This is a genomic window from Nocardioides korecus (genome assembly GCF_054778395.1).
Map to the genome: position 1 here is coordinate 391,006 of NZ_BAAGZO010000002.1, position 25,593 is coordinate 416,598.

General features: G+C 74.1%; 26 protein-coding genes. 13 read left to right on the forward strand and 13 right to left on the reverse strand.

The features are described 5' to 3' along the window. Positions 1 to 32 precede the first annotated feature (32 nt). The gene (locus ACYVDA_RS05110) at positions 33 to 1,208 is read left to right on the forward strand and encodes a 5-(carboxyamino)imidazole ribonucleotide synthase (RefSeq protein ID WP_460815604.1); all 1,176 of its coding nucleotides are present in this window, start codon (positions 33 to 35) and stop codon (positions 1,206 to 1,208) included. A 29-nt stretch (positions 1,209 to 1,237) separates the two neighbouring features. Next, positions 1,238 to 1,726 (forward strand): 5-(carboxyamino)imidazole ribonucleotide mutase, encoded by a 489-nt coding sequence (gene purE, locus ACYVDA_RS05115; RefSeq protein WP_460816116.1) that lies wholly within the window; start codon positions 1,238 to 1,240, stop codon positions 1,724 to 1,726. A 13-nt stretch (positions 1,727 to 1,739) separates the two neighbouring features. Here the strand turns inward: purE and arfB are convergent, their stop codons facing one another. The 3 genes from arfB to ACYVDA_RS05130 all read right to left on the reverse strand — a co-directional run bounded on the left by arfB (position 1,740) and on the right by ACYVDA_RS05130 (position 4,343). After that, the gene (arfB, locus tag ACYVDA_RS05120; protein ID WP_460815607.1) at positions 1,740 to 2,198 is read right to left on the reverse strand and encodes an alternative ribosome rescue aminoacyl-tRNA hydrolase ArfB; all 459 of its coding nucleotides are present in this window, start codon (positions 2,196 to 2,198) and stop codon (positions 1,740 to 1,742) included. Beyond that, positions 2,195 to 2,611, reverse strand: a complete 417-nt coding sequence (locus ACYVDA_RS05125) for a CoA-binding protein (RefSeq protein ID WP_460815610.1) — start codon at positions 2,609 to 2,611, stop codon at positions 2,195 to 2,197. The genes arfB and ACYVDA_RS05125 overlap by 4 nt, the downstream gene beginning before the upstream one ends. Before the next feature lie 394 nt (positions 2,612 to 3,005). After that, the gene (locus ACYVDA_RS05130) at positions 3,006 to 4,343 is read right to left on the reverse strand and encodes an MFS transporter (protein ID WP_460815612.1); all 1,338 of its coding nucleotides are present in this window, start codon (positions 4,341 to 4,343) and stop codon (positions 3,006 to 3,008) included. Positions 4,344 to 4,444: 101 nt separating this feature from the next. Here ACYVDA_RS05130 and ACYVDA_RS05135 point away from each other — a divergent pair, with 101 nt between their 5' ends. After that, on the forward strand, positions 4,445 to 5,617 hold the full coding sequence (locus ACYVDA_RS05135; RefSeq protein WP_460815615.1) for an acyl-CoA dehydrogenase family protein: 1,173 nt from the start codon (positions 4,445 to 4,447) through the stop codon (positions 5,615 to 5,617). Positions 5,618 to 5,703: 86 nt separating this feature from the next. After that, the gene (locus ACYVDA_RS05140; RefSeq protein ID WP_460815617.1) at positions 5,704 to 6,165 is read left to right on the forward strand and encodes a PAS domain-containing protein; all 462 of its coding nucleotides are present in this window, start codon (positions 5,704 to 5,706) and stop codon (positions 6,163 to 6,165) included. On the opposite strand, the gene ACYVDA_RS05145 is transcribed toward ACYVDA_RS05140, so the two are convergent. Together ACYVDA_RS05145 and ACYVDA_RS05150 are read right to left on the reverse strand one after the other, a co-directional pair. Next, on the reverse strand, positions 6,162 to 6,488 hold the full coding sequence (locus tag ACYVDA_RS05145) for a hypothetical protein (RefSeq protein WP_460815619.1): 327 nt from the start codon (positions 6,486 to 6,488) through the stop codon (positions 6,162 to 6,164). The genes ACYVDA_RS05140 and ACYVDA_RS05145 overlap by 4 nt on opposite strands. Before the next feature lie 31 nt (positions 6,489 to 6,519). After that, entirely contained in the window at positions 6,520 to 7,935 is a 1,416-nt protein-coding gene (locus ACYVDA_RS05150) for an NAD(P)/FAD-dependent oxidoreductase (protein WP_460815620.1), read from the reverse strand. Between the two features lie 88 nt (positions 7,936 to 8,023). On the opposite strand from ACYVDA_RS05150, the gene ACYVDA_RS05155 reads away from it, so the two are divergent. Beyond that, entirely contained in the window at positions 8,024 to 8,362 is a 339-nt protein-coding gene (locus tag ACYVDA_RS05155; protein WP_460815623.1) for a TfoX/Sxy family protein, read from the forward strand. A gap of 7 nt (positions 8,363 to 8,369) precedes the next feature. Here ACYVDA_RS05155 and ACYVDA_RS05160 read toward each other — a convergent pair whose 3' ends face one another. Together ACYVDA_RS05160 and ACYVDA_RS05165 are read right to left on the reverse strand one after the other, a co-directional pair. Continuing rightward, entirely contained in the window at positions 8,370 to 9,710 is a 1,341-nt protein-coding gene (locus ACYVDA_RS05160) for an alpha-hydroxy-acid oxidizing protein (RefSeq protein ID WP_460815627.1), read from the reverse strand. A gap of 70 nt (positions 9,711 to 9,780) precedes the next feature. Further along, complete coding sequence (locus ACYVDA_RS05165) at positions 9,781 to 10,557, reverse strand: ABC transporter permease (protein WP_460815629.1); 777 nt, start codon at positions 10,555 to 10,557, stop codon at positions 9,781 to 9,783. Between the two features lie 59 nt (positions 10,558 to 10,616). Here ACYVDA_RS05165 and ACYVDA_RS05170 point away from each other — a divergent pair, with 59 nt between their 5' ends. The 3 genes from ACYVDA_RS05170 (at position 10,617) to ACYVDA_RS05180 (ending at position 13,963) form a co-directional block, all read left to right on the forward strand. After that, positions 10,617 to 11,513 (forward strand): Gfo/Idh/MocA family protein, encoded by an 897-nt coding sequence (locus ACYVDA_RS05170; protein WP_460815631.1) that lies wholly within the window; start codon positions 10,617 to 10,619, stop codon positions 11,511 to 11,513. A 53-nt stretch (positions 11,514 to 11,566) separates the two neighbouring features. Continuing rightward, positions 11,567 to 12,394, forward strand: coding sequence for an SGNH/GDSL hydrolase family protein (locus tag ACYVDA_RS05175; protein WP_460815634.1), 828 nt, complete (start codon positions 11,567 to 11,569; stop codon positions 12,392 to 12,394). Positions 12,395 to 12,625: 231 nt separating this feature from the next. Continuing rightward, positions 12,626 to 13,963, forward strand: a complete 1,338-nt coding sequence (locus tag ACYVDA_RS05180) for an HNH endonuclease signature motif containing protein (protein ID WP_460815635.1) — start codon at positions 12,626 to 12,628, stop codon at positions 13,961 to 13,963. A gap of 214 nt (positions 13,964 to 14,177) precedes the next feature. Here ACYVDA_RS05180 and ppsA read toward each other — a convergent pair whose 3' ends face one another. Beyond that, complete coding sequence (ppsA, locus tag ACYVDA_RS05185; protein ID WP_460815636.1) at positions 14,178 to 16,553, reverse strand: phosphoenolpyruvate synthase; 2,376 nt, start codon at positions 16,551 to 16,553, stop codon at positions 14,178 to 14,180. A 27-nt stretch (positions 16,554 to 16,580) separates the two neighbouring features. After that, positions 16,581 to 17,489 (reverse strand): pyruvate, water dikinase regulatory protein, encoded by a 909-nt coding sequence (locus ACYVDA_RS05190; protein WP_460815638.1) that lies wholly within the window; start codon positions 17,487 to 17,489, stop codon positions 16,581 to 16,583. Between the two features lie 143 nt (positions 17,490 to 17,632). On the opposite strand from ACYVDA_RS05190, the gene ACYVDA_RS05195 reads away from it, so the two are divergent. Next, entirely contained in the window at positions 17,633 to 18,004 is a 372-nt protein-coding gene (locus ACYVDA_RS05195; protein WP_460815642.1) for a DUF427 domain-containing protein, read from the forward strand. Between the two features lie 114 nt (positions 18,005 to 18,118). Further along, complete coding sequence (locus tag ACYVDA_RS05200; RefSeq protein ID WP_460815645.1) at positions 18,119 to 19,807, forward strand: hypothetical protein; 1,689 nt, start codon at positions 18,119 to 18,121, stop codon at positions 19,805 to 19,807. 150 nt (positions 19,808 to 19,957) lie between these two features. Here ACYVDA_RS05200 and ACYVDA_RS05205 read toward each other — a convergent pair whose 3' ends face one another. Continuing rightward, positions 19,958 to 20,797, reverse strand: a complete 840-nt coding sequence (locus ACYVDA_RS05205; protein WP_460815647.1) for an FHA domain-containing protein — start codon at positions 20,795 to 20,797, stop codon at positions 19,958 to 19,960. A 32-nt stretch (positions 20,798 to 20,829) separates the two neighbouring features. Further along, a complete protein-coding gene (locus tag ACYVDA_RS05210; RefSeq protein ID WP_460815651.1) occupies positions 20,830 to 21,057 on the reverse strand; it encodes a hypothetical protein in 228 nt (75 codons plus the stop codon). Between the two features lie 60 nt (positions 21,058 to 21,117). On the opposite strand from ACYVDA_RS05210, the gene ACYVDA_RS05215 reads away from it, so the two are divergent. Further along, positions 21,118 to 22,050, forward strand: a complete 933-nt coding sequence (locus tag ACYVDA_RS05215) for a DICT sensory domain-containing protein (protein WP_460815653.1) — start codon at positions 21,118 to 21,120, stop codon at positions 22,048 to 22,050. 6 nt (positions 22,051 to 22,056) lie between these two features. Here the strand turns inward: ACYVDA_RS05215 and ACYVDA_RS05220 are convergent, their stop codons facing one another. Beyond that, positions 22,057 to 22,920 carry an SDR family oxidoreductase gene (locus ACYVDA_RS05220; RefSeq protein ID WP_460815655.1) on the reverse strand — a complete coding sequence of 288 codons (864 nt, stop codon included), beginning with the start codon at positions 22,918 to 22,920 and terminating at the stop codon, positions 22,057 to 22,059. 36 nt (positions 22,921 to 22,956) lie between these two features. On the opposite strand from ACYVDA_RS05220, the gene npdG reads away from it, so the two are divergent. Continuing rightward, the gene (gene npdG / locus ACYVDA_RS05225; RefSeq protein WP_460815657.1) at positions 22,957 to 23,712 is read left to right on the forward strand and encodes an NADPH-dependent F420 reductase; all 756 of its coding nucleotides are present in this window, start codon (positions 22,957 to 22,959) and stop codon (positions 23,710 to 23,712) included. Next, on the forward strand, positions 23,709 to 24,974 hold the full coding sequence (locus tag ACYVDA_RS05230) for an acyl-CoA dehydrogenase family protein (RefSeq protein WP_460815659.1): 1,266 nt from the start codon (positions 23,709 to 23,711) through the stop codon (positions 24,972 to 24,974). The genes npdG and ACYVDA_RS05230 overlap by 4 nt, the downstream gene beginning before the upstream one ends. Here ACYVDA_RS05230 and ACYVDA_RS05235 read toward each other — a convergent pair. After that, complete coding sequence (locus tag ACYVDA_RS05235; protein WP_460815662.1) at positions 24,971 to 25,579, reverse strand: rhomboid family intramembrane serine protease; 609 nt, start codon at positions 25,577 to 25,579, stop codon at positions 24,971 to 24,973. The two genes, ACYVDA_RS05230 and ACYVDA_RS05235, sit on opposite strands and share 4 nt — an antisense overlap. Between the last annotated feature and the right edge of the window lie 14 nt (positions 25,580 to 25,593).

Consider the following 25,593-nt stretch of genomic DNA (forward strand, 5'->3'; position numbering starts at 1 on the left):
CGCCCGGTCGCGGGCTCGGTAGGCTCCGGCCCGTGTCCACGCCTCCACCCCCCGCACCTGTGCTCGCCCCCACCGTCGCCGTGATCGGCGGTGGTCAGCTGGCCCGGATGATGGCCGAGCCGGCCGCGGCCCTCGGCATCCCGTTGCGGCTGCTGGCCGAGGCCCCGGGCGTCAGCGCCGCCCAGGTCGTGCCCGACCACCTCGTGGGCGACTACACCGACCTGCCCACGCTCGAGCAGGTCACGCAGGGCTGCGCCGTGGTCACCTTCGACCACGAGCACGTGCCGACCGAGCACCTGCACGCGCTCGAGGCCTCGCTGCCCGTCCGACCCGGGCCCGAGGCGCTGGTGCACGCCCAGGACAAGGCCGTCATGCGGCAGCGGCTCGGCGACCTCGGCGTCCCGTGCCCGCGGAACGCCGTCGTCGCCGGCCCGGCCGACGTCGAGGCGTTCGGCCTGCCGTGCGTGCTGAAGACCACGCGCGGGGGCTACGACGGCAAGGGGGTGTGGTTCGTCGACACCGTCGAGGACTGCGCGGACGTCTTCGCCCAGGCCGCCGAGCAGGGCCGCACGATCCTGGCCGAGGAGCGGGTCGACTTCCGCCGCGAGCTCTCCGCCCTGGTGGCGCGGTCCCCCTCGGGCCAGGTCGCGGCCTGGCCGGTCGTGGCCTCGACCCAGCGCGACGGCATCTGCCACGAGGTGGTCGCCCCGGCCCCCGACCTCGACGAGGAGCTCGCGGTGCAGGCCCAGCAGGTCGCCATGCGCCTGGCCGGCGAGCTCGGCGTGACCGGCGTGCTGGCCGTCGAGCTGTTCGAGACCACGGACGGGCGGATCCTCGTCAACGAGCTGGCGATGCGCCCCCACAACACCGGCCACTGGACCCAGGACGGCGCGGTGACCAGCCAGTTCGAGAACCACCTGCGCGCCGTGCTCGACCTGCCGCTCGGCTCGCCCGCGCCGCGCGAGCGCTGGACGGTGATGGTCAACATCCTCGGCGGCGAGCGCGGCACCGGACGGCTCTACGACGGCTACCCGCACGCGATGGCGCGGGACCCGCGGCTGCGCGTCCACCTCTACGGCAAGGAGCTGCGGCCGGGCCGCAAGGTCGGCCACGTCAACGCCTACGGCGACGACCTCGAGGACTGCCTCGAGCGGGCGCGGCACGCCGCCGCCTGGTTCGCCGGGGACCTGGGGGAGGAGTCGGAGTGAGCAGCACGGGTGCACGCATCGGGATCGTGATGGGGTCGGACTCCGACTGGCCGACGATGAAGGCGGCCGGGGAGGCGTGCGCGGAGTTCGACGTCGCCTTCGAGGCCGACGTCGTCTCGGCGCACCGGATGCCCGACGAGATGCTGGCCTACGGCCGCGAGGCCGCCGACCGGGGGATCCAGGTGATCATCGCCGGCGCCGGCGGGGCCGCCCACCTGCCCGGCATGCTGGCCGCCGTCACGCCGCTGCCCGTGATCGGCGTGCCGGTCGCGCTGAAGTACCTCGACGGCATGGACTCCCTGCTCTCGATCGTGCAGATGCCCGCCGGGGTCCCGGTCGCCACCGTGGCGATCGGCAACGCCCGCAACGCCGGCCTGCTCGGCGTACGCATCCTGGCGGCGTCGGACCCCGACCTGCGGGCGCGGATGGTCGCCTTCCAGGCCGACCTGCGCGACGCCGCCCACGCCAAGGGCGCGGCCGTGCGCGACGCGGCGGCGCCTCGGCGCACGGGGTTCTAGGACCCACTCGCGCTCACTCGCCCCGGACGCGGCCGCGCATCGACTTGGTCTGCGACCGCTGCTTCTTGGCCTCGATCCGGCGGCGCTGCGACCCGCGGGTCGGCTTGGTCGGCACCCGGCGCAGGGGAGGCGGGCCCAGGGCCGTGCGGAGCCGGTCGGCGAGGCGTTCGCGAGCGGCTACCCGGTTGCGGTGCTGGGAGCGGTGCTCGCTCGCGGTGACCCGCACGACCGGGCCCAGGGCGGCCACGGCCCGGGACCGCTGGGCGTCGGTGAGCACCGAGCAGGAGGTCAGGTCCAGGACGACCTCGACCCGGCTGTCGGTGGTGTTGACCGACTGACCACCGGGACCCGAGGAGCGCGAGAACTGCTCCCGCAGGTCGGCCGCGGGCACCACGAGACCCTTCGGCAGCCCCGGCCCGGGCCGCAGCACGAGGTCGCGGACGTCGGACGGGAAGCCGGCGGCGGGACTCATCCGCCGCGCTTGCGCCACTCGATGGCAGGACAGGTGTCCATCACCATCGCGACGCCGGCCTCGCGGGTGCGCGCGAAGGCGTCCTCGTCGACGACGCCGAGCTGGAACCACACCCCGCGGGCGCCGACGGCCACCGCCTGGTCGGCGAACGGGCCGGCCTGCTCGGAGCGGCGGAAGACGTCCACGACGTCGACCGGGAAGGGCACGTCGGCGAGGGCGGCGTACCCCTGCTCGCCCAGGACGGTCGGCGCGTCCGGGTGGATCGGGACGATCCGCTTGCCGCGCTGCTGGAGCAGCGCCGCGATGGAGTACGCCGTGCGGCTCGGGTCGCCGGACAGCCCCACCACCGCCCAGGTCTCGCAGTCGTCCAGCATCAGGGACACCGCCGCCTCGTCCTGCCAGCTCTCGCTCATGCCCCGACCCTAGGCCGGGAGCCGCTGGCGGGGGCCGGTGGTGCAGGGTGGGTCGTGTGCTGGTGGCCGAGACGGGCAGGGTGACCCCGGCGCCCGCTGCCCTGCACGTCGAGCAGGTCGGGTGGGGCGTGGCGCGGCAGGTGGCGCGCGCCGTCGCGGACCGTCGCGGCGACCCCGACGGGCCACCCTCCTTGCTGGAGGACGTGGTGCGCCTGGCCGAGGCGCCGGGGTTCCTGGCCTACGCGGTGCTCGCGGGCCGCTCGGCCCTGGGCGTGGGCCTGGTCTCGCTGGCCGGCTCCGCGCCCGCGGTGGCGGCGTACGTCGGTGACGTCCTCGCCGACGGCGACCAGCCGGTGCGCGCGGCGATGGTGGTCCGCGCGCTCCACGACGCCGCTCAGGCGGGCTGCGCGCAGCTGGTCGTCGACGAGGCGGCGCTGGAGCCCGACGCGACCCCGTGGGAGGCGCTCGGCTTCGAGTCCGTGGACCGGGCCGCCACGGCGTCGGCGAGCAGCGTCAGCAGCGCCAGGACCCCCAGGACCGCGCCGACGACCAGGGGCGCCAGCACGCCGTAGGCGTCGGAGACCAGGCCGCCCGTGGCGGTGCCCAGGAGGATCCCCCCGGTCACCACGGTCGGCATCATCGCCATCACGGCGGGGGTGGCGCCGCCGATCGCCACGGTGCGGGCGGTGTGGGCCGAGTTCAGGCTGACCCCGCTCAGGCCCACGACCACCAGGGCGACCACGGCGACCGGGAGCGAGGAGGGCGCTAGGCGGAACCCGACCAGCCCGACGACCAGCACCACGAGGCCGGCGCCGACCACCCGCGACGGGCCGAGGTGGGTGACCCGGCCGACGACCCAGTTCCCGAGCACCGAGGCGAGTCCGTAGAGGGCCAGCAGCCACGGGACCCGCGACGCGGGCACCCCGGTGACGTCCTGGAGGATCGAGCTGAAGAAGCCGAAGGCGACCAGGGTGGCGCCGATGCCGAGCGCGGCGGTCGCGAAGGTGCCCCACAGCCGACGGTCCCGCAGGGACCCCAGCAGGACGCGCACCGGCTCGGGCGGCACCCCGGCCACGTTGGGCAGGGCGACGACGATGGCCAGCGCGGCCAGGAGCACGGCGACCGTGTCGGCGTGGAAGGCCGAGGCCCAGCTCAGGGACTGGCCGGCGAAGGTGGCCAGGGGCAGCCCGAGCGTCGTGCCGATCGTGACGCCGGCGAACACGGTCGCGGTGGCCCGGGGCTGTCCGCTGCCCGGCACCAGGCGCGTGACGGTGCCCAGCGCGACGGCGAAGTACGCCGACATCAGCAGCCCGCTGACCAGGCGCAGGCCCAGCATCACCGGCCACGGCGAGAGCACGCCTGCGGTCTGGGCGACGGCGAAGAGGACCAGCAGCGCGGGGAGCACCCGGCGCGGCCCGAAGCGCGACAGCGGCATGCCGACCAGCCAGGCCCCGAGCACCTGCCCGGCGGCGAACCCCGAGATCAGCATCGAGGCCGTCCCGAGGCTGACGCCGACGTCCCGGGAGATCTCCGGCAGCAGGCCGGCGGCCATGAACTCGCTGGTCACCATCGCGAAGATCCCGAGGGCGATCAGCCAGATCGCGCCCGGCACGCGCTCGCCGGTCGCCTCGTGCTGGGCCTCGTGCTGGGCCTCGAGTCGGGCCTCCGGCTGCTCGGCCCGTCCGTGGGTCGACCGGCCGGGGGAGAGGTCTGGGGCGACGGTCGTGTCCATGGGGTGCTCCAACACGGGCCCGGTGACATCGATTCCGTGACGGCGATTCCGTGACGGCGGGCACGTCCGGCGCCCGAGCACCACGTCCTAGGATCGGGGGCATGAGTGACTACCCGATGTACGCGCTGTCCGAGGAGCACCAGGCCATCCGCGAGGCGGTGCGCTCGCTGGCCGACGCCAAGATCGCGCCGTACGCCGCGGCGGTCGACGAGGAGGCCCGCTACCCGCAGGAGGCCCACGACGCCCTGCTGGCCGCCGACTTCCACGCCCCCCACGTCCCCGAGGAGTACGGCGGCGCCGGTGCCGACGCGCTCGCCACCGTCATCGTGATCGAGGAGGTGGCCCGCGCCTGCGTGAGCTCCTCGCTGATCCCCGCGGTCAACAAGCTCGGCTCGCTCCCGGTGATGATCGCCGGGTCGGAGGAGCTGAAGAAGAACTACCTGACCAAGCTGGCCGCCGGCGAGGGCGGCTTCTCCTACTGCCTCTCGGAGCCCGACGCGGGCTCCGACGCGGGCGGGATGAAGACCCGCGCGGTGCGCGACGGCGACGGCTGGGTGCTCGACGGCGTCAAGCGGTGGATCACCAACGCCGGCGAGTCCGAGTTCTACACCGTCATGGCCGTGACGGATGCGGAGAAGAAGACCCGCGGCGGGATCTCGGCGTTCGTGGTCGAGAAGGGCGACGAGGGCGTGTCCTTCGGCGCCCCGGAGAAGAAGCTCGGCATCAAGGGCTCCCCGACGCGCGAGGTCTACCTCGACAACGTCCGCATCCCCGCCGACCGGATGATCGGCGAGGAGGGCAGCGGCTTCGTCACCGCCATGAAGACCCTCGACCACACCCGGATCACCATCGCCGCGCAGGCCGTCGGCGTCGCCCAGGGGGCCCTCGACTACGCGCTGGAGTACGCCCAGGAGCGCCAGCAGTTCGGCAAGTCCATCGCGGAGTTCCAGGGCCTGCAGTTCCTGCTCGCCGACATGGGCATCAAGGTCGAGGCCGCCCGCCAGCTGACGTACGCCGCCGCCGGCCGCTCCGAGCGCGGCGACAAGGACCTCACCTTCTTCGGCGCCGCGTCCAAGACCTTCGCCTCCGACACCGCGATGCAGGTCACCACCGACGCCGTCCAGGTGCTCGGTGGCTACGGCTTCACCCGCGACTACCCGGTCGAGCGGATGATGCGCGACGCCAAGATCACCCAGATCTACGAGGGCACCAACCAGGTGCAGCGGATCGTCGCGGCCCGGCAGCTGCTCGCCGGGATCCAGAGCCGGCTGTGACCTGAGGCCCTGGACACCCCGACGGTCCGGGGAGCACCCTGGTCGAAGCCGGGCCCGACAGCACCCGGCGATCGGAGGTGGGACCGATGCCCGTCAGCGACCTGGGGCTGCACCCGGGGACGGCGCCGTCGTCCGTGGGGTGGGCGGAGTCCACGCCGGGGTTCGGGCGGTGGCTGCACGACTTCACCGACGGCACCTGGTCGTGGTCGGAGGAGATGATCGCGATGTACGACGCCGGGCTGAGCAACCCCGGCGACGTCGAGGCGGTCTTCGCCCGGCTCCACCCCGACGACAGCGGGCGGGTGCGCACCAGCCTGGAGCGGGCCATGCGCGACGGCACGCCGCTGCACGGGCAGTACCGCTTCCGCACCGACACCCGCGGCGAGCGCGTCTTCGCCTTCTTCGGCGACCCGATCCGGATCGGGCGCGACATGGTGGTCTCGCTGCGCGGCTACACCATCGACGTCACCGACCACGTGCACGCGATGGTCCACGGGATGGCGCGCGAGATCGCCGAGGACCTGCTGCACGAGCGCTCGGGGCGCTAGCGCTTCGGGGTCTCCGCGGCGTCACGGCGCTCCTGGAGGCGCTGCTGGGCGTCCACCAGGTAGGTCAGGCAGGGCGCCTCGGCCTCGGGGTGCCGCTCGACGAGGTGGAAGGTCCAGCGGTCCATCGCGGCGAGGTAGCCGTTGTCCTCGCCCGCGCGGTAGGTCGACCACGCGCTGGAACCCTTGGCGCCCTTCGTCGTGCACGTCCGGCAGCGGATCGTGTAGACGAAGCGCTGCTCGTCGTCGAGGGTGATCGCCGCGCGGGCGAGGTCACCCGCCTCGACCCCCGCCTTGCGCTCGCGCGCGGACCTGCTCGCCACCACGTCGGTCTCCTGTCCTGGGCCGCGGTGGAGCCTACGCGGTGCCGGCCGGCGCGAGCCCGGACAGCTCGGCCAGGCGCGCCACGCCGGGGCCCGACCAGCGGGCCAGCTCCTCGCGGGCGGTGTCCAGCGCGGGCGAGCCGGGGTGCTCGGGCGGGACCCGGGCGGGGTTGAGGGCGACCCGGTTCGCGAACGCCGCCACGTCGGGCTCGGCGCCGAACGCCGCCGCGTTGCGCATGCCCAGGACGTTCATCTGGGCCCACTGCACCAGGCTGTTGCCCAGCGAGGAGGGCGCGCAGATCGCGTTCTTGGCGGCGTCCTCGCCCGCGTCGCCGGGCCGGCCGGTGGTGCGGGTCGCCTCGACGTAGCCGACCAGGGCCGCGCCGAAGCACGGGAAGCCGGCGCGCACGGGTTGCAGGGTGATCACCTCGTCGGTCCAGATCGGGACGCGTGGCGGGTTCTTCAGGCCGTCGGCCGCGCAGTCGACGACCAGGGTCCCCGGCGCGAGGTCCACCGTCCCGTCGTCGAGCTCCATCCGGTCGCGGCGGACGGTGCGGATCCGCCCCCGGCGCACGACGTGGGCGACGGTGCGCAGCAGCTCCAGCTCCCACCGTCCCAGCGTCGGCGCCTTGGCCATCGACGGCCGCACGGCCGGGTCGAGCCGCATCATCGTCCCCGCCTCCTCCAGGCGCAGGAACAGCGTGTCGAGGTCGGGCGCGGAGGCGGCCTCGCGCATCATCCCGGCGACCATCGTGAGGTAGACGTCCGGATCGGGCTGCACGACGGCGCGGTCGAGCATCCACGGCTCGCGCGGGCGCACCCACGTGATCGCGTCGGGGTCGGTCCCGCGCCCCAGCAGCCGCACGACGGCGTCGGTGGCGGTCTTGCCGGAGCCGACCACGACGTACCGGCCCGGGTCGTCCTCCAGCCCCTCCAGCGCGTTCACCGGCACCACCCGCGCGCCCTCGGCCACCGCGAAGCGCGACGGGGTCTCGGAGGGCACCTCGGGGGCGAGGTAGCGGGCGTCGACCACCCGGCAGTGCGCCGGCACCTCGTACCGCTCGCCGGTCGCGAGGTCGGTGAAACCGCGCCCGCCGTCCCACTCGCAGCCGGTGAACAGCTCGACCCGACCGGGTCCGAGCATCCGCCGCTGCAGGACGTCGTCGTAGTAGTCGAGCACCTGCTGCTTGCCCGCCCGCTCGTGCAGCCCCGCCTCGGGACCCTCGGTCTGCACCTGGCCGCCGAGCACGGTGGAGGCGACGCCGTAGAAGGTCGAGGACTGGTGCAGCCGGACGAAGGGGTACGCCGCGCGCCAGTGGCCGCCGACCCCGTCGCGCCGGTCCACCATCACGACGTGGGCGTCGGAGTGGTCGACCAGCGCGTCGACGAAGCCCATCCCCATCGCCCCGGCCCCCACCACCAGGTGGTCGGCCTCGATCGTCCTCGTCACCGCGTCAGCCAAGCACGGGTGCCGCACGGGGCCAACCCCGGTCCAGCCCATCCTCGACGGGTGTCGGTGCCGCGTGCCACCGTGGCCCATGGCCTACGACGAGGTGCTCGCCGAGCGGGTCCGCGCGCTGCTGCCGGGCCAGGTGCGCGAGGGCGAGGAGCCGGGGGAGCGGCGCATGTTCGGGGGCCTCGCGTTCCTGGTCGGGGGCAGGATGGCGGTCGCGGTGAGCGGCCAGGGTGGCCTGATGGTCCGCGCGGAGCCGGGCACCGCCGAGGAGCTGCTCGCCCGCGACGGTGTCGCCCGTGTCGAGATGCGTGACCGCCCGGTGAGGGGCTGGGTGCTGGTGGCCCCCGACCTGCTCACGACCGACGCCGGCCTGCACCAGTGGGTCGGGGTCGGGCTCGACGCCGTCCGCGCGCTCGGCTGAACCGGGGTCAGCGCGCCTCGAGCAGCACGTCCCGGGTGATGCCGGCGATGCTCGCCGTGCCGACCAGGCCCATGGTCAGGTCGAGCTCGGCGACCACGTTCTCGACCACCTCGGCGACACCGCGGGCGCCGGCCAGCGCGAGGCCGAACAGGTGCGGGCGCCCCAGCAGGCAGGCGTCGGCCCCCAGCGCGAGCGCCACGAACACGTCGGCGCCGGTGCGGATGCCGCTGTCGAGCAGCACGGTGGGCTCGGGGCCCACCCGGTCGCGCACGGCCACCAGCGCCTCCAGCGAGGCGATCGAGTGGTCGACCTGGCGCCCGCCGTGGTTCGAGACCACGATCCCGTCCACGCCCGCCTCGAAGGCGCGCTCGGCGTCGTCGGGGTGCAGGATCCCCTTGAGCACGATCGGCAGCGACGTGCGCCCGCGCAGGGTGGCCAGGTGGTCCCAGGACAGCCCGGGGTTGGAGTAGATGTCGAGGAAGGTCTCCACGGCCGCCCGCGGCTCCTTCGAGCGCAGGTTGTCCAGGAAGCGGCCCGGGTAGGCGCGGGTGATGGAGACCAGGCTGCGGATCGCCTCCAGGGTGACCTCGACCTTCTCGGCCGGTCCCGCGGTGGCGACGCGACGGCGCACGATCTCGGTGAAGCGCGGGTCGGAGGTGTACTGCGCGATGCCCTGCCCGCGGGCGAACGGCAGCGACCCGAGGTCCAGGTCCTGCGGCCGCCAGCCCAGTGTCGTGGTGTCCAGGGTGACGACCAGCGCCTGCGCCCCGGCCCGCTCGGCGCGCTGGATCATGGAGTCCACCAGCGGCTCGTCGGTGGACCAGTAGAGCTGGTGCCAGAACGGCGTCCCACCCATCGCCTCGGCGGTCTCCTCGAGCGGGTTGCACCCCTGGCTGGAGAAGACGTACGACGTCCCCGCGGCGTGCGCGCCCTGGGCGATCTGGACGTCGCTGTCGGGGGTGATCATGGCGCCGGCGCCGACGGGGGCCAGCAGGACTGGGGAGCGCAGCGGCGTGCCGAGCACCGTCGTGGTCAGGTCGCGCGTCGTGGTGCCGTGCAGCATCCGCGGGACCACGCGCCACCGGTCGAACGCCTCCCGGTTGTGGCGCATCGTGGCTCCGCTGCCCGCGCCACCGGCAACGTAGGCCCACGCCTCGGGCGACATCGCCCGGTGGGCGCGCTCCTCGAGCAGCGCGGCGTCGACCGGCACGGCCGGGCGCCGACCCAGCACGCCGTCGCGGTAGACGGCCCCCTGCCGGGTGCGCCCCGGCCCGATCCCCGCGGCGGCCGGCTCGGCCGCGGCGACGGTGGGCGGAGGGGAGGTGGTGCGGTCCGTGGAGGCGGTCATGCCCGCGATTGTGCACCCGGGGGGTGGTCTCGACGACGAGCCGCCAGTCCGGTTCGACCCACGAGACACCTCAGGCGTGCGCGTCCACGACGTACGGCGTCCGCGCGACGACTGTCGCGACCACGATGGCCGTGGTGGTCATGGCCAGGGCGATGCCGCCGAGCACGACCAGCTGGAACTCCGCGGCCTGCAGCGGCGTGGCACCCCCGAAGAGGGCGCCGACGAACGCGCCCGGCAGCGTCACCAGCCCGGTGGAGCGGGCCTGGTCGAGGTTGGGGATCAGCGACTCCCGGACGGCCTCGCGCGAGATCGCGGCGTGGGCGGTCGAGGGGGTCGCTCCCAGCGCCAGCCAGCCCTCGACCTCGGCGGAGCGCGTGCGGGCGGCCCGCAGGAAGTTGCGGCCCGCCAGGGTGGCCGCGCTCATCGCGTTGCCGATCACGATGCCGCCGGTGGCCACGACGTACCTCGCCTCGAGCGAGGCCAGGCCCAGCCCGAAGACCACCACGAGCGCCACGACCGACCCACTGACCACGCCGAGGACCGCCGCCCGGCGCGCGTGCCACAGCCCGCTCAGGCGCCCGGTGGAGGTCCACGACGCGGTGCTGAGCATCAGCACGACGAACGCCGCCGCCGTCCACGGCACCGCCAGCACCCCGCGCAGGACCAGGGCGACCACCGACAGCTGCACGGCCGCTCGCAGGATCGAGGTGAGGGGGAGCAGCCGCAGCCCCGTGCCGTACGCCGATCCCAGCGCCACCGTGATCGCCGCCAGCACCAGCAGCCGACCGCCGAACCACGCCTCGTGCCAGGCCGTGGACTGCCACGCGGTGGACTGCCAGGCGGTCATGTCCCAAACCCTAGGCAGGCCCCCTACCGGCCCGCCCGCCGAGGTGCTTGGGTCGGCGCATGAGCATGCGCGTCGGTCTCGTCGGAGCCGGACCCTGGGCGGGGCTGTTCCACGCCCCGATGATCCGCGACAGTCCCCACACCACCCTCGAGGCCGTGTGGGCGCGGCGTCCCGAGGCGGCCGAGGAGCTGACCCGCGAGCACGGCGGCGAGGTCGCCGGGAGCTTCGAGGAGCTGCTGGAGCGGGTCGACGCGGTCGCGTTCGCCGTACCCCCCGACGTGCAGGGGCGCCTGGCCCCGCAGGCCGCCCGGGCCGGCAAGCACCTCGTGCTGGAGAAGCCCCTCGCGTTCACCCTCGAGGAGGCGGAGGAGATCGCGGACGCCGTCGACGAGGCCGGGGTGCGCACCGTGCTGATGCTGCGCAACCGCTTCACCACGACGGGTCGCGCGTTCGTCGAGGCCGCGAAGGGCGCGCGGACCACGGGCGCCCAGGCGTCGTTCGTGACCGGCGCGGCCCTGGAGGGGAGCCACTTCGCGACGCCGTGGCGGATCGAGCGCGGGGCCGTGTGGGACGTCGGGCCGCACGTGCTGGACCTGCTCGAGGCCGGGATGGGGCCGATCGAGGAGGTCACCGCGACCGGCGACCCGCTGCGCTGGGTCTCACTGGTCACGCGGCACGAGAGCGGCGCGCTGGGGCAGGTCTCGCTCTCGATCACCACCCCGCGGGCCGCCGACCTCCTCGAGGTGCGGGTCTGGAGCGAGACCGGCCCGATCCTGTTCGAGGGGGCCCGCTCCGACGCCGAGGAGGGCGTGGGGGACGCCCTGATGGAGGCGCTCGCGGTCGCCGTGACCAACGAGCAGGACGGAGCCGTCGACGTGCACAGCGGCCTGCGGGTGCACCGGCTCCTGGTCGACGTCGAGCAGCAGCTCGCGGCCCAGGGTGTCGCGGACAGGTAACGATCCGGGCTCGACCCCGCGCGTCCCCGGATCCCGTTGAGAGAGTGGGGTGCATGACGTCCGACATCTCGGGGCGGTCCGTCCACGCCCCCGTGCAGCCCTCCTCCGCGCACCGGGGGTCCCGGGCCCGCTCGGGCCTGGCCGCGGCGGTCGCGCTGGTGGCCCTCCTGGCGGCCGGCCTCGCCCTCGGTGCGGCGCCGGCCCAGGCGGCCACGAACGGCTCGATGGTCACGCTCGGCGACTCGGTGGCCTCGGGCATGCACTGCTCGTGCACCCCCTTCCCGCAGCAGTACGCCGCGCAGGTCGCCCGCAGCACCGGCCACCCGGTCACGATGCGCAACCTGGCCTTCCCCGGGGCGACCAGCGTCGACGTGCTGTCGCAGGTCGGGCAGTCCTCGGTGCAGTCGACCGTGCGCTCCTCGGCCACCGCGCTGGTGATGATCGGCGCCAACGACTTCGAGTACGCCTTCGAGGGCGTGCTCGCCCACCAGCGCCGCGCGTGGGTCGCCTTCCCGCGGGTGGCCAGGCGCGTGCAGGCCAACGTCACGACGATCGTCCAGACGCTCCAGCGGCTGCACCCCGGCATCCGGGTCGTCGTCGCGGACTACTGGAACGTGATGCGCGACGGCAAGGTCGGTCTGCGCACCTACGGTGCCTGGGGGGAGTCCAAGGCGGTGCAGGCCACGACGTACGCCAACCAGGGCCTGGCGCACGCCGCCAGCGCGACGGGCGCGACCTTGGTCTCGACGTACACCGCCTTCAAGGGCAGCCGCGGCACCGGCGACCCCACCGCGCTGCTCGCCTCCGACGGCGACCACCCGAACGCCCGCGGCCATGCGCTGATCGCCTCGGTGTTCCTCGCCGCCGCCCGCGTCGGCTGACCGGGAGCGCGCAACACCCCACACGCACGCCGAGGGGGCTCGTCCGCACGCCGAGGGGGCTCGTCTGCACGGCGAGGAGGCTCGTCTGCACGGCGAGGAGGCTCGTCTGCACGCCGAGGGGGCTCGTCTGGCGGAGGCGCTGGATGAGCCGTTCCACGGAACTGTCCGGATGCTGGAATCGAACACTTGTTCCCAGGCCGTACTGTCGGTGGTCGGTGCTGGGATGGACTCATGTCAGCGATCGCCCAGGCCTCCGACCTGCATCCCCTGCAGGCCGTGGCGTCGTGCCTGGACGCGGTCGACGCAGCTCTCAAGGACCTGCCCGGTGGTGCGCTGCCCAGCGCGGGAGCCGGGGCCGTCGAGGATTTGGTCGTCCAGGTGGCGCAGGCCGAGCGGCAGCTCCGTGAGCTGAGGCTGCGTCTCGCCCGCACCGCCGAGCAGTCACGGGCCCAGGAGGTGGACGGAGCGACGGGGGCCGATGCCTGGCTGGCACGGCTGACCGGCTCGACCCCGGCGGTCGTGCGGGGTGGGTTGCGTCTGGCGCGACTCCTGGAGGAGCGCTACCCGGCCGTGCAGCAGGCCTTCGCGGGCGGGCAGCTGGGGGAGTCCCACGCGCGGGTGATCGTGGCGGCGGCCGAGGACGTGCCCGCCGGGGTGAGCGAGGCCGATCGGCAGACCGCCGTGGCCGAGCTGGTGCGCGAGGCGGTGTCGCGCCGGCTCGGCGTGGACGCGCTGCGGCGCCGGTCGCGCCGGATGCTGGCCGTCGTCGACCCGCGTGCGGCCGACGAGCACCAGGCCACGATGCTCGCCGAGCAGGAGTCCCGCGCGGCGTCCGCGACCTGGCTGACGCTCCACGACAACGGCGACGGGTCCTGGGCCGGGCGCTTCGTCCTGCCCGACCTGCACGCCCACCTGCTGATGACGCGGTTGCAGCACCTCGGTGCGCCGCGTCGGCTCTCGCGCAACCGCGCGGGCGAGCGGGTGGTCGACGAGGCGGCCGGTGACGTCCCGGGCGCGAGCTGGAGCGAGTCGCTGGGCGCGGCCTTCTGCGAGCTGGTGGAGCACCTCCCGACCGAGGGCCTGAGCGGCCACGGTCGGGTCGGGGCCGTGATCGCCGTCCATCTCGACCACGAGCGGCTGCTCGACGGCCTCGGGGCGGCGCGGCTCGACAGTGGGGCCGAGATCTCGGCCGGGGAGGCCCGGAGACTGGCCTGCGGGGCCGGCATCCTCCCGATCGTGTACGCCGGCGGCTCGCTGCCGTTGGACCTCGGACGCACCTCGCGCCTGCACAGCAAGGCCCAGAGGCTGGCCCTGTCGGCCGTCCACGACACCTGCGCCGCCGAGGGCTGTCGTCGACCCTTCGCCTGGACCGAGATCCACCACCCCGAGGCGTGGGCCCGGGGCGGACGGACCGACCTGGCCAACGCGTTGCCGCTCTGCGGCTGGCACCACCGCCGCGCCCACGACACCCTCCACGAGCTGACGACCCTGGCCAGCGGCGAGGTGCGCTTCCGGCGACGACGCCCGCGGTCGACCTGGCCCGGCGACCCGGACCCGCCGGACGGGTGAGGGGCCGAGGACCCGTTCGTCCCGGCGCAAGGCCCACCCGGGCGTCCTGGTCGCCGGCCTGCGCGGCCTCGCGTCTCGGCTCGAGGAGGCGGGGGTCGAGGTCACCTGGGACGGGGAGTTCCCCGGTCACGACCGGTTCTACGCCCACGACCCGTTCGGCAACCGCCTGGAGTTCCTCGAGCCGCGCCCGGCCTGACGTCGGGAGCGGACCGGGTCAGTCCAGCTTCACCTTGGACAATGCCAGCCAGGTGTCGACGACGGTGTCGGGGTTGAGCGACATCGAGCCGATGCCCTGCTTGAGCAGCCACTCGGCGAGGTCGGGGTGGTCGCTGGGGCCCTGGCCGCAGATGCCGACGTACTTGCCGGCGTCGCGGCAGGCCTTGATCGCGCGCTCCAGCATGAACAGCACCGCCGGGTCGCGCTCGTCGAAGGAGCCGGCGACCAGGGAGGAGTCCCGGTCCAGGCCCAGGACCAGCTGGGTCATGTCGTTCGACCCGATCGAGAAGCCGTCGAAGTGCTCGAGGAACTCCTCGGCCAGGATCGCGTTGGAGGGCACCTCGCACATCATCACGACCTGCAGGTCGTTCTCGCCGCGCACCAGGCCGTGCTCGCCCAGCAGCCGGATGACGCCCTCGGCCTCGGCCACGGTGCGCACGAACGGGATCATGATCTTGACGTTGGTCAGGCCCATCTCGTCGCGCACGAACCTCAGCGCCTCGGCCTCCATGGCGAAGCACTCGGCGAACTCCTCGGAGAGGTACCGCGAGGCGCCGCGGTAGCCGATCATCGGGTTCTCCTCGTGGGGCTCGTAGAGCTCCCCTCCGACGAGGTTGGCGTACTCGTTGGACTTGAAGTCGCTCATCCGCACGATCACCGGCTCGGGGGCGAACGCCGCGGCCAGGATCGAGATGCCCTCGGTGACCCGCTGGACGAAGAAGTCGCGCGGGCTGGGGTAGGCCTTGACCGTCTCAGCGATCTCCGAGCGCAGCGGCTCCTCGAGCCGGTCGTGGTCGAGCAGCGCCTTGGGGTGGATGCCGATCTGGCGGTTGATGATGAACTCCAGCCGCGCCAGGCCGACACCGGCGTTGGGCAGCTGGGCGAAGGAGAACGCCTGCTCGGGGGTGCCGACGTTCATCATGATCTTGGTGGGGATCTCCGGCATCGCCGACAGCTCGGTCTCCTCGACGTCGAAGTCGAGCAGCCCCTCGTAGACCAGGCCGGTGTCGCCCTCGGCGCAGGAGACGGTGACCTCGCGGCCGTCGGTCAGCTCCTGCGTGCCCGACCCGGTCCCGACGACGGCCGGGATGCCGAGCTCGCGGGCGATGATCGCGGCGTGGCAGGTGCGGCCACCACGGTTGGTGACGATCGCGGAGGCGCGCTTCATGATCGGCTCCCAGTCGGGGTCGGTCATGTCGGCGACGAGCACCTCGCCCTCGACGAACTCGTGCATCTGCTCGATCGAGGTCATCACCCGGGCGGCGCCGGCGCCGATCTTCTGCCCGATGGCGCGGCCCTCGACCACGACCTCGCCGTCCTTGGCCCGCATCTTGAAGCGCTGCTGCACCCCGGCGCGCGACATCACGGTCTCGGGCCGCGCCTGGAGGATGTAGAGCTCGCCGTCGAGCCCGTCCTTGCCCCACTCGATGTCCATCGGGCGGCCGTAGTGCTCCTCGATGGTCAGCGCGTGCTTGGCCAGCGCCTGGACCTCGTCGTCGGTCAGGCTCAGCAGGCCGCGCTCGGCCTCGTCGGTGTCGACGAACTCGGTGGTCTTCCCGACGGCCGCGTCCTGGGTGTAGACCATCTTGATCGCCTTGGAGCCCACACCGCGCTTGAGCACCGCGGGACGCCCGGCGCGCAGGGCCGGCTTGTAGACGTAGAACTCGTCGGGGTTCACGGCGCCCTGCACCACCGCCTCGCCCAGGCCGTACGACGACGTCACGAACACCGCGTCGTCGAAGCCGGACTCGGTGTCCATTGTGAACATCACGCCGGAGGCGCCGATGTCGGAGCGCACCATCTGCTGCACGCCGGCCGAGAGAGCGACGGCGTCGTGGTCGAAGTCGTGGTGCACCCGGTAGGCGATCGCCCGGTCGTTGTAGAGCGAGGCGAACACCTCCCGGATCGCCTGGAGCACGCCGTCGATGCCGGTGATGTTGAGGAAGGTCTCCTGCTGGCCGGCGAAGGAGGCGTCGGGCAGGTCCTCCGCGGTGGCCGAGGACCGTACGGCGAAGGAGACGTCGTCGCGCCCCGCCACCAGCACGTCGTACGCCGCGCGGATGTCGGCCTCGAGGTCCTCGGGGAACTCCTGGGTGGCCACGGACTCGCGCAGGGAGCGTCCGACCTTGGCCAGCTCCTGGGTGTCGTCGGTGTCGAGCCCCTTGAGCGCCTGGGAGATCTCCTCGGCGAGCCCGGTGTCGCCGATGAAGCGGCGGAAGGCGTCGGCGGTCGTGGCGAAGCCGTCGGGCACGTTGACGCCGAGGGCGGACAAGTTGCCGACCATCTCGCCGAGCGAGGAGTTCTTGCCGCCGACCTGCTCGAGGTCGGACAGGCCGATCTCGGCGAACGGGCGGACGTTGGGTGAGTCGCTCATCGGGTCTCCTGGTGCTGGTGGGGCTGGCTAGCGGGACGGGGTGGTTGGGGGAGGGGCGGTGCCGCGGGCCGGGGGCCGCGCGACCGACGGGGGCAGCGGCTTCATCGTCTTGAGCCGCTGGAGGATGATCGTGGCGATCTCCTCCACCGACTTGGTGGAGGAGTCGACCACCGGCACCCGGTGGCGCTCGAACATGGCCGCGGTGCGCCGCAGCTCGAAGGTGCACTGCTCCAGGGAGGAGTAGCGGGAGTCGGGTCGACGCTCCTGCCGCACGGCCGAGAGCCGCTGGGGCGAGGTGATCAGCCCGAAGCAGCGGTCGCGCAGGGTCCGCACCGGCCGGGGGAGGTCGGTGACGTCGAGGTCCTCCTCGACGATCGGGTAGTTGGCCACGAACAGGCCGTGCTGGAGGGCGAGGTACATCGACGTCGGCGTCTTGCCGCAGCGCGACGGGGCCACCAGGATCACGTCGGCCTTCTCCAGGCCGCGCACGCTCTGGCCGTCGTCGTGCTCGATCGTGTACTCGATCGCCTGCATCCGGCTGTTGTAGCGCTGGATGTCGCCCACGCCGTGCAGCCGGGCGGGCAGGCGCACGCCGCGCACGCCCAGGACGGCCTCGACCGGCTGCATGTGCAGGTCGAAGAAGTCGATGATCGGGCACCGGGTGCGCTGCAGCTCGTGGCGGACCTCGTCGCTGGCCGCGGTGGTGAAGACCAAGGGGGTGCGGGGGCTCTGGTCCAGGACGCGGTCGAGTCGCGCGACCACGTCGCGGGCCTCCTGCACCGAGGAGATGAAGGGGATCACCGTGCGGTCGAAACGCTCGCCGGGGAACTGGATCAGCAGGGCGTTGCCCATCGTCTCCGCGCTGATGCCGGTGCTGTCGGAGAGGAAGAACACCGGCACCACGTCGGCAGCACCGGTCGTCCCGGGTCCGTCCACCACGACCTCCTCGCCCCGCCCGCCTGCGGTGAGCCTCGCACAGACCCCGACGTGTCGTCACCCGCCCCGGGCCCGTGAGATGCCGGGACGTGGTGGGGGCAGTCGGCGGGCATAGGGCCGCGCCCCGGGTGGTTGGACCAGGCATGAGCCGACACAAGCTGGAGCCCGACGCCTCCCACCCGATCACTGTGACCCCGACGCAGGGGCGCGTGCGCGTGCGGGTCGGCGAGACCGTCGTGGCCGACACCACCCGCTCCCTGACCCTGGCCGAGGCCAGCTACCCCGCGGCGTACTACGTGCCGCGCTCGGAGATCGACCCGGCGCTGCTGGCCCCGTCGGAGACCCAGACCTGGTGCCCCTACAAGGGCGAGGCGGCGTACGTCGACCTCGACCTGCCCACGGGCCGGGTCGCGGACGCGGCCTGGACCTACCCCCGGCCCCACGACGCCGTCGCCGAGATCGAGGGCCACCTGGCCTTCTACCCGGACAAGGTCGAGATCGAGCTGCTGGGCTGACCCGGCCGTCCGAGCCCCGGTCCGGGCGGCAGTTGTGCGGAACGCCTGAGCCGGACTCCGTCCCGGTATTACGATCTCCGGCAGATGGGGCTTTTCGGACACGACGAGGGACTTATGACGCACACGGCGGCCGGCCTGCGTGGTTCGCGTGCGCCCCGACGTCGCTCCGGTGGCGCCGGCCGGCCCGGTCGGGCGCGGTCGGTGCTCGCCCTGGCCGGGGGCCTGGCCGCGGCCCCGCTGCTGGCCGGCTGCGGCGGCGGGGGCGGTGCTCCGCGAGCGGCGGCCGTGCCGTCGCCGGGGTCCGCCGCGGTCGGTGCGGGAGCGACGAGCGGTGCGGGCGACCAGGGCGGCGCGGGTGCGGGCGACCCGGCGGCCCAGGCGGTCGGCCTCCCGGACGGGACCACGCTGAAGGTCACGGACTCGCGGCCGGGGACCCTGCCGCAGGAGTTCATCTCGTTCGTCTCCCCGGTCCTGACCCTGACCCCGGCGGGCCGGCTCGCGGCCCCCGTCGTGGTCCAGCTCCGCCTCGACAACGCCCTGCCGAGCGGCACGCCCGTGTTCGTGGCCCAGCGCGAGAACGCCGATGCGGCGTGGTCGTGGTCGGCGGGTCGGCTGACCTCGGACCTGCGCCACGTGGAGTTCACGACCTCCCGCCTGGGCCAGGTCGGTGCGGTCAGCGTCGACCTCGACCCGGTCCTGTCCGCGACCGAGGACCGCGTCCGCGAGGCCGTGACGGCCCGGGCGCCCTCCGAGGCGACGACGGGGGAGGGTGCGGCGGTCCGCGCCGCCGCCTGCGCGGGCGGCGCGGCCCTGAAGAAGGCCGGCTTCACCCTCGACCAGACCGCGGGGGCGTCGGTGTCGGGCTGCCTCGGCGTGCGCGACGGCAAGCCGGTGCTCGCGGTCACCAACACCCTGGGCTTCCCGGTGGGCCTGGCCCACCCCGGCGCCCCGCTCGTCGTCGGCAGCACGACGTCGGTGCCGGCCACCTGGCTGCCCTGGCAGGGCGTGCTCGGCGCCCGCTCGTCCTCGGGCGACACCGCGACCGTGCTCGCGCCGGGCGCCCGCGCGGCGTACGTCGTGGACCTGGCGCCCTCGGGGTCGGCCCGCCTCCAGACCACCGCGCCGCCGGCGGCGGCCTCCCTGCGGCTGCTGCGGGCGACCGTCGGGGCCCTGGGGGAGCGGCTCAGCCTGTTCGGCACCGGGAAGGTCGACGCGGACCAGACCCTGGCGGCCCTGGTCGCGGCGCCGACCTGCTCGCGTGCCGTCGACGCGGCCGAGGCGACCACCATCCTCTCCGACTGCCTCTCGGTGGACCGGCTCACGAGCGTGCTCGGCGACCGGGTGACCCTGCTGGGCCCCCTCCTGGACTCCGCGGACCTCTCGTCCTTCTTCACCCGCGAGCTCGCGGCGGCCCTGACCCGGGTGCAGGGCAGCGAGCAGCAGCGCCTCGTCGTGCGCCGCGCCGCGCCGGCCTTCCAGCGGCTGGCCGGGGTCTGGGTCGGGCCGGGTCGCACCCTGACCGTGTCGGCGGCCGGCGTGGTGACCGAGGCGGTGCGCACGCCGGACGGGCGCCCCCTGATCGACCTGACCTACCAGCTCAGCGACCCCGTCGACGCCGGGACCGGCGGCTCCGCGTCCGCCCGGCTGCTGCGCGTGCGGATCAGCGACCCGGCGCTCTTCACCGGTCGCCGCCCCGTGGCCGGCGACACCGGCACGCTGCGGCTGGCCGGGGGCGTGGTGACCCCGCCGTACGTCGCCACGACGTACTGCGGCCGGACCGCGCCGGCCGGGGCCTGCTCCTAGCACCGCCCGCCCGGCGGTCGTCCTCGTCGAGGGACGCCGACGCTCGGGTCGGTGGAGGCCCGGGCGGCACAGTGCCCGGACCTCCACCTCATCGGATCGCTCGACGGCCGGCAGGGACCGGCCGGATCGACCCGGGACTCGTCAGCGCCTCTACGTCGATCCGTGGTCGGACCGACGTGGGGGCTGAGGTCGCTGACGACCGACCTCGCCGCCGGCACGGCCCGCGTAGGGGCGACCGTGGTCGGCGTACTCCTCCCGGTAGAAGGAGAGGCAGTGCTCACCCAGCTCGATGCGCGAGCCGGTGCGCAGCACCTGGCGGACGACGGGCGCGCCGTGGACTCGGGCGCTCCCGTCGCGGGTCTGGAGGACGTACTCGTCGGAGTCGTCGTGCTGCACCGTCGCGTGCAGCTCGGCCAGGCCGGGCAGCACGACGTCGCAGGTCGGGTCCGACCCGATCGTGGTGTGCTCGCGGTCCAGCCACCACACGTCCTGCTCCTCACCGGGCCAGAACTGGTCCTTCTCCAGCGCCAGGCGGGGCGACCCGGTGCCGTGGTGGCCGTGGGTGGTGGTGGTGCGACGACGGCGGCGGGGGCCGAAGGTCGGCACCAGGGGGAACATCGTGGCCGGGGGCAGGGCCTCGGGGCCTGGGAGGACGGCCGGTACGTCGCCCGCGCGGCTGCGCAGCGAGGTCCACGCACCGCGCACCGAGCCGACCCGGATGCGGCGCGAGCCGGTCGCGCGGCGCTGCCACCACGGGGCGGTGACGTCGCCGACGGTCACCAGGTGCACGCCGTCGGCCACCACCCGGACCGCGATCCCGCGCTCGGCCAGGGTGCGGGCCACGGCGCGGATGCCCGCGGCGTCGCCGCGTCCGGCCAGGACCCCCGGGTCGGACACGTCGAAGGTGAGGCGGCTCCCGCTGCCGTGCAGGTGACCCTCGAGCCGCTGGCCTTCGGCCCCGGTCAGCGCTACCCGCAGGTCGGCCGACACGGTGGTCCGGGTCCTCCCGGCCCGTGCCGGGCTCACGGCTGCGAGGAGTCGGAGGTCGTGATGGTCAGGGTGCCGTCGACCTTCCACGTGGCGCGCGGGGCGTTGGGCCCGGTGTCGCGGGGGATCTCGACGGTCATGTCGGAGAAGGTGTAGTTGATGGCGGCTTCCCGTCCGGTCAGGAAGGTCCACATCCGCTGCCCGAGGTCCGTCCAGTCCAGGACGTCCCCGGTCCCGTCGACCGGCTGCGTTCCCTGTGTCATGACACGCCCTCATTTCTTCAACATTGACCTGAACGTTCTGTTGAGGTTTAGGATAACAGCATGGACACAACGGACTCCGCCGCGCAACCCGACCCGGCCTCGGCCCCGACCACGTCCGGGCACTCCGGGCAGGCGGGGCACGGGGGTCCGTCCCACGACGAGGTCACGGCCGACGACGCCTCCCTGACCATCGGGGAGCTCGCCGGTCGCACCGGTCTCGCGCCGGCGACGCTGCGGATGTGGGAGACGCGCCACGGCTTCCCGGCCCCGCAGCGCCTGGACAGCGGGCACCGCCGCTACACCGAGAACGACGTCGACGCGATCCGCACGGTGATCCGCCACAAGGACGCCGGCACCCGGCTCGAGCTGGCCATCGCCCGCGCGATGGCCGACGCCGAGCCGGCCGCCCCGTCGATCTACGCCTACCTGCGCCGCAAGTACCCCCACCTCGGCGTCCACCGCCTGAAGAAGTCCACGCTGCTCGCGCTGTCCTGGGCCATCGAGGACGAGTTCTGCGCCAAGGCCGACCGCGCCACGATCTACGGGGCGTTCCAGAAGGAGAACTACTTCCGCGCCGCGGAGCCGCGCTGGAACGAGCTCGCCCGGGTGTCGGCCGGTGCCACGGCGTTCGCGGCCTTCGAGGAGTCCGACGCCGACCACGCCCCGAAGCTCGTGCGCCTGCCCGAGGACGCCCCGATGCGCCGCGAGTGGGCGGTCGTGTGCGACGCCGTCGACCTCCCGGTCGTGCTCACCGCGTGGGAGCTGCCGGGCCAGGAGGACGTGCCGGACCGCAAGCGCCTCTTCGAGTCGATCTGGTCCGTCGACGGCGCGGCCGTCCACGACGCCGCCCGGGTCTGCGCCGCCGTCGCCGCCCAGAACGGCGTCGACGCCCCGGCCCCCAGCGACCCGATGCGCCCCACGGGCAGCGCCGACGTGGCCGCGGTCAACGCCCTCTTCAACCGGATGGTCGCCTACGTCGACCGCATCGGCTGAGCCTGCTCACCGTCGGGCGAGCAGCTCCGTCAGCGACATCGGCTCGCGGCCGGTGAGCCGGCGCACGTCGTCGGTGACGTGCTCCAGCTCGCCGGCGGCGATCGCGGTGTAGGTGCTCACCCAGGCGTCGTACTGCCACTGCTCGGCCTCCCACGCACGACGCGAGGCGTAGGCCTCCTCGACCGTCTCGTCGACGTAGCGGACCTCGCGACCCTGGTGGGCCCCGACGATCCGCGCGACGTCGGCGAAGGTGAGCGCCTCGGGCCCCGTCAGGTCGTACGTCGCGCCGACGTGCGCGCCCGGGTCGACCAGCACCTCGACGGCGCAGTCGGCGGCGTCGGCCCGGGCCACCGCGGCGACGCGGCCGGTGCCGGCCGGGCCCCGGATGTCCCCGCGCTCGTCGGCGAGGTCGCCGAGGAAGTCGAGGTAGAAGTTGTCGCGCAGGAAGGTGACGGCCATGCCGGACGCGCGCAGGTGCTCCTCGGTGGCCGCGTGGTCGCGCCCGAGGGTGAAGGTGCAGTCCGGCGCGGCGCCCACGAACGAGGTGTAGACGACGTGCTCGACCCCGGCGGCCTTGGCCGCGTCGACGAAGGTCCGGTGCTCGGTCAGCCGGTCGGCGCTCTCCGCCCCCGAGACCATCAGCAGCGTGCGCACGCCGGTCAGGGCCGCGGTGGCCGAGGCCAGGTCGGCGTACCCGGTGAACCCGACGGCGACCGCGCCCGGCAGGTCCGGCACCCGGCTCGGCGTGCGGGCCGGGAGGGTGAGCGGCACGCCGCGGGCGGCCAGGGCGCGGGCGACGTGACCGCCCAGGGCTCCGGTCGACCCGGTGACGGCCAGGGCGGGACGGGCGGCTCGGGTGTCGGGTGCCATGGGTTCGAGGCTACCGGGGTCACTAGGGTCGGGGTCATGACCGAGAACCCACCCTCCACCGTCCCGGGCCTGACCCCGGGCAGCGCAGCGGACGGCGCCCTGCCGGCGTCCCTGGCCAGCACCGTCGTCGCCGTCCTCGGCGGCACCGGCCCCCAGGGCCGCGGGCTCGCACGACGCTTCGCCGCGGCGGGCGTGCCGGTCGTGCTGGGCAGCCGCAGCGCGGAGCGCGCGCAGGAGGCGGCGGCCGAGCTGGACGGGCTCGCCGGCGCGGTCACCGGCCAGGACAACGCCGGCGCCGCGGCGGCCGGAGACGTCGTCGTGGTCGCGGTGCCCTGGGACGGCCACGCCCACCTGCTGAAGGACCTGGCGTCCGCCCTGGCCGGCAAGGTCGTCGTCGACTGCGTCAACCCGCTGGGCTTCGACAAGCGCGGCGCCTTCGTCCTCGAGGTCGAGGAGGGGTCGGCGGCCGAGCAGGCCGCGGCGCTGCTGCCCGGCTCCACCGTGGTCGGCGCCTTCCACAACGTCTCGGCCGTCAAGCTCGACGACCCCGACCTGGCCCCGGTCGACACCGACGTCCTCGTGCTCGGGGAGGGCGAGGACCGCGAGGCCTGCGACCTGGTCCAGGACCTCGCCGCCGTCATCCCCGGGGTCCGCGGGATCTACGGCGGGCGGCTGCGCAACGCCCACCAGGTGGAGTCCCTGACCGCCAACCTGATCGCGGTCAACCGCCGCTACAAGGCCCACGCGGGCATCCGCATCACCGACCTGCCCGACCAGGAGGAGCACCGATGAGCAACGAGCTGGGGTCGCGGTCGATGTACCCGGCGTACGCCGCCCCGTCCGCGAAGGCGGTCGAGCTGCACGCCGCGCTGGTGGACTTCATGCGCACCGAGGTGTTCCCCGGTGAGGCGGCGTACGACGACTTCCGCCACGCCGCCGGGCCCGAGGACCACACCGTCCCGCCGGTCGTGGAGGAGCTCAAGACCAAGGCCCGCGAGCGCGGCCTGTGGAACCTGTTCCTGCCCAGCGAGTCGGGCCTGACCCAGCTCGAGTACGCCCCGCTGGCCGAGCTGTCGGGCTGGAGCAACGAGCTCGCGCCCGAGGCCATGAACTGCCAGGCGCCCGACACCGGCAACATGGAGCTGCTGCACCTGATCGGCACCCCGGAGCAGCAGGACCGGTGGCTGCGGCCGCTGCTCGCGGGCGAGATCCGCTCGGCGTTCGCGATGACCGAGCCCGCGGTGGCCAGCTCCGACGCGACCAACATCGCGACCCGGATCGTGCGCGACGGCGACGAGTACGTCATCAACGGCACCAAGTGGTGGAGCAGCGGCGCGGCCGACCCGCGCTGCGAGCTGTTCATCGTGATGGGCAAGACCGACCCCGAGGCGGCCACGCACCGCCAGCAGTCGATGGTGATCGTGCCGCGCGACACCCCCGGCGTCACGGTCGGCCGCTCCTACCCGGTCTTCGGGCGCCAGGACCAGCACGGCCACACGGTCGTGGAGCTGGTCGACGTCCGGGTGCCGGTGAGCAACGTGCTGGGCGAGGAGGGCGGCGGGTTCGCCGCAGCCCAGGCGCGCCTCGGCCCGGGCCGGATCCACCACGTGATGCGGGCACTGGGCGCGGGGGAGCGTGCGCTGGCGATGATGGTCCAGCGCACCCAGGACCGGGTCGCCTTCGGCAAGCCGCTGGCCGAGCAGTCCGCGGTGCGCGAGCGGATCGCGGAGTCGCGGATCGAGCTGGAGATGGCGCGGGCGCTGTGCCACAAGGCCGCCCACGTGATCGACACGGCCGGCAACAAGGACGCCCGTCACCTGATCGCGGCGGCCAAGGTCGCGGTGCCGCGCGCGGTGAACTCCGTCATCGACCGGGCGATCCAGGTCCACGGCGGCGCCGGCATCTCCGACGCCACGCCGCTGGCGATGATGTACGGCTGGCACCGCGCGATGCGGATCTTCGACGGCCCCGACGAGGTCCACCTGGGCTCACTGGCGCGCGCCGAGCTCGGGGCCGCGCCGATGTTCGACCTGCCCCGGCCGCACTTCGGCTAGCGCAGGACGTCGTACGCCGACCGGCGGCGCCGCAGCCAGAACGCGGCTGCGGCACCGCCGAGGAACCCGAACAGGTGGGACTGCCAGGAGACGTAGAGCGTCCCGGGCAGCACGCCCGCCATGGTGCCGCCGTAGACGATCAGCACCATCACGCTCACGGTGATCGCCCCCGGGCTGCGCTCGACCAGGCCGCGCAGCAGCAGGAAGCCGAGCAGCCCGAAGATGACGCCGCTGGCGCCGACCACGACGCTGCCGGGCGTGCCGAAGGCCCAGGCGCCGAGCCCGCTGGACAGGGTCGTGATCGCGATCAGCGCGAGGAAGCGGCCCAGGGTCACCGCGGCGTACGCCACGACGCCGAGGACCGCGAGCACCACGGAGTTCGAGACCAGGTGGGCGAAGCCCGCGTGCAGGAACGGCGAGACCGGGATCCCCTCGAGACCGTCGAGGGTGTGCGGACGGATGCCGTAGGCGTCCAGACGGCCCCCGGTCGCGGAGTCCACCAGCTCGAGCACCCACATCACGGCCAGGACGGTGCCGACCACCGCGATCCCGGCGGGCACGCGCGCCGACCAGCTGCGCGACCGGTCCTCCTGGAGCATCGACATGGCCCCATGCTGCC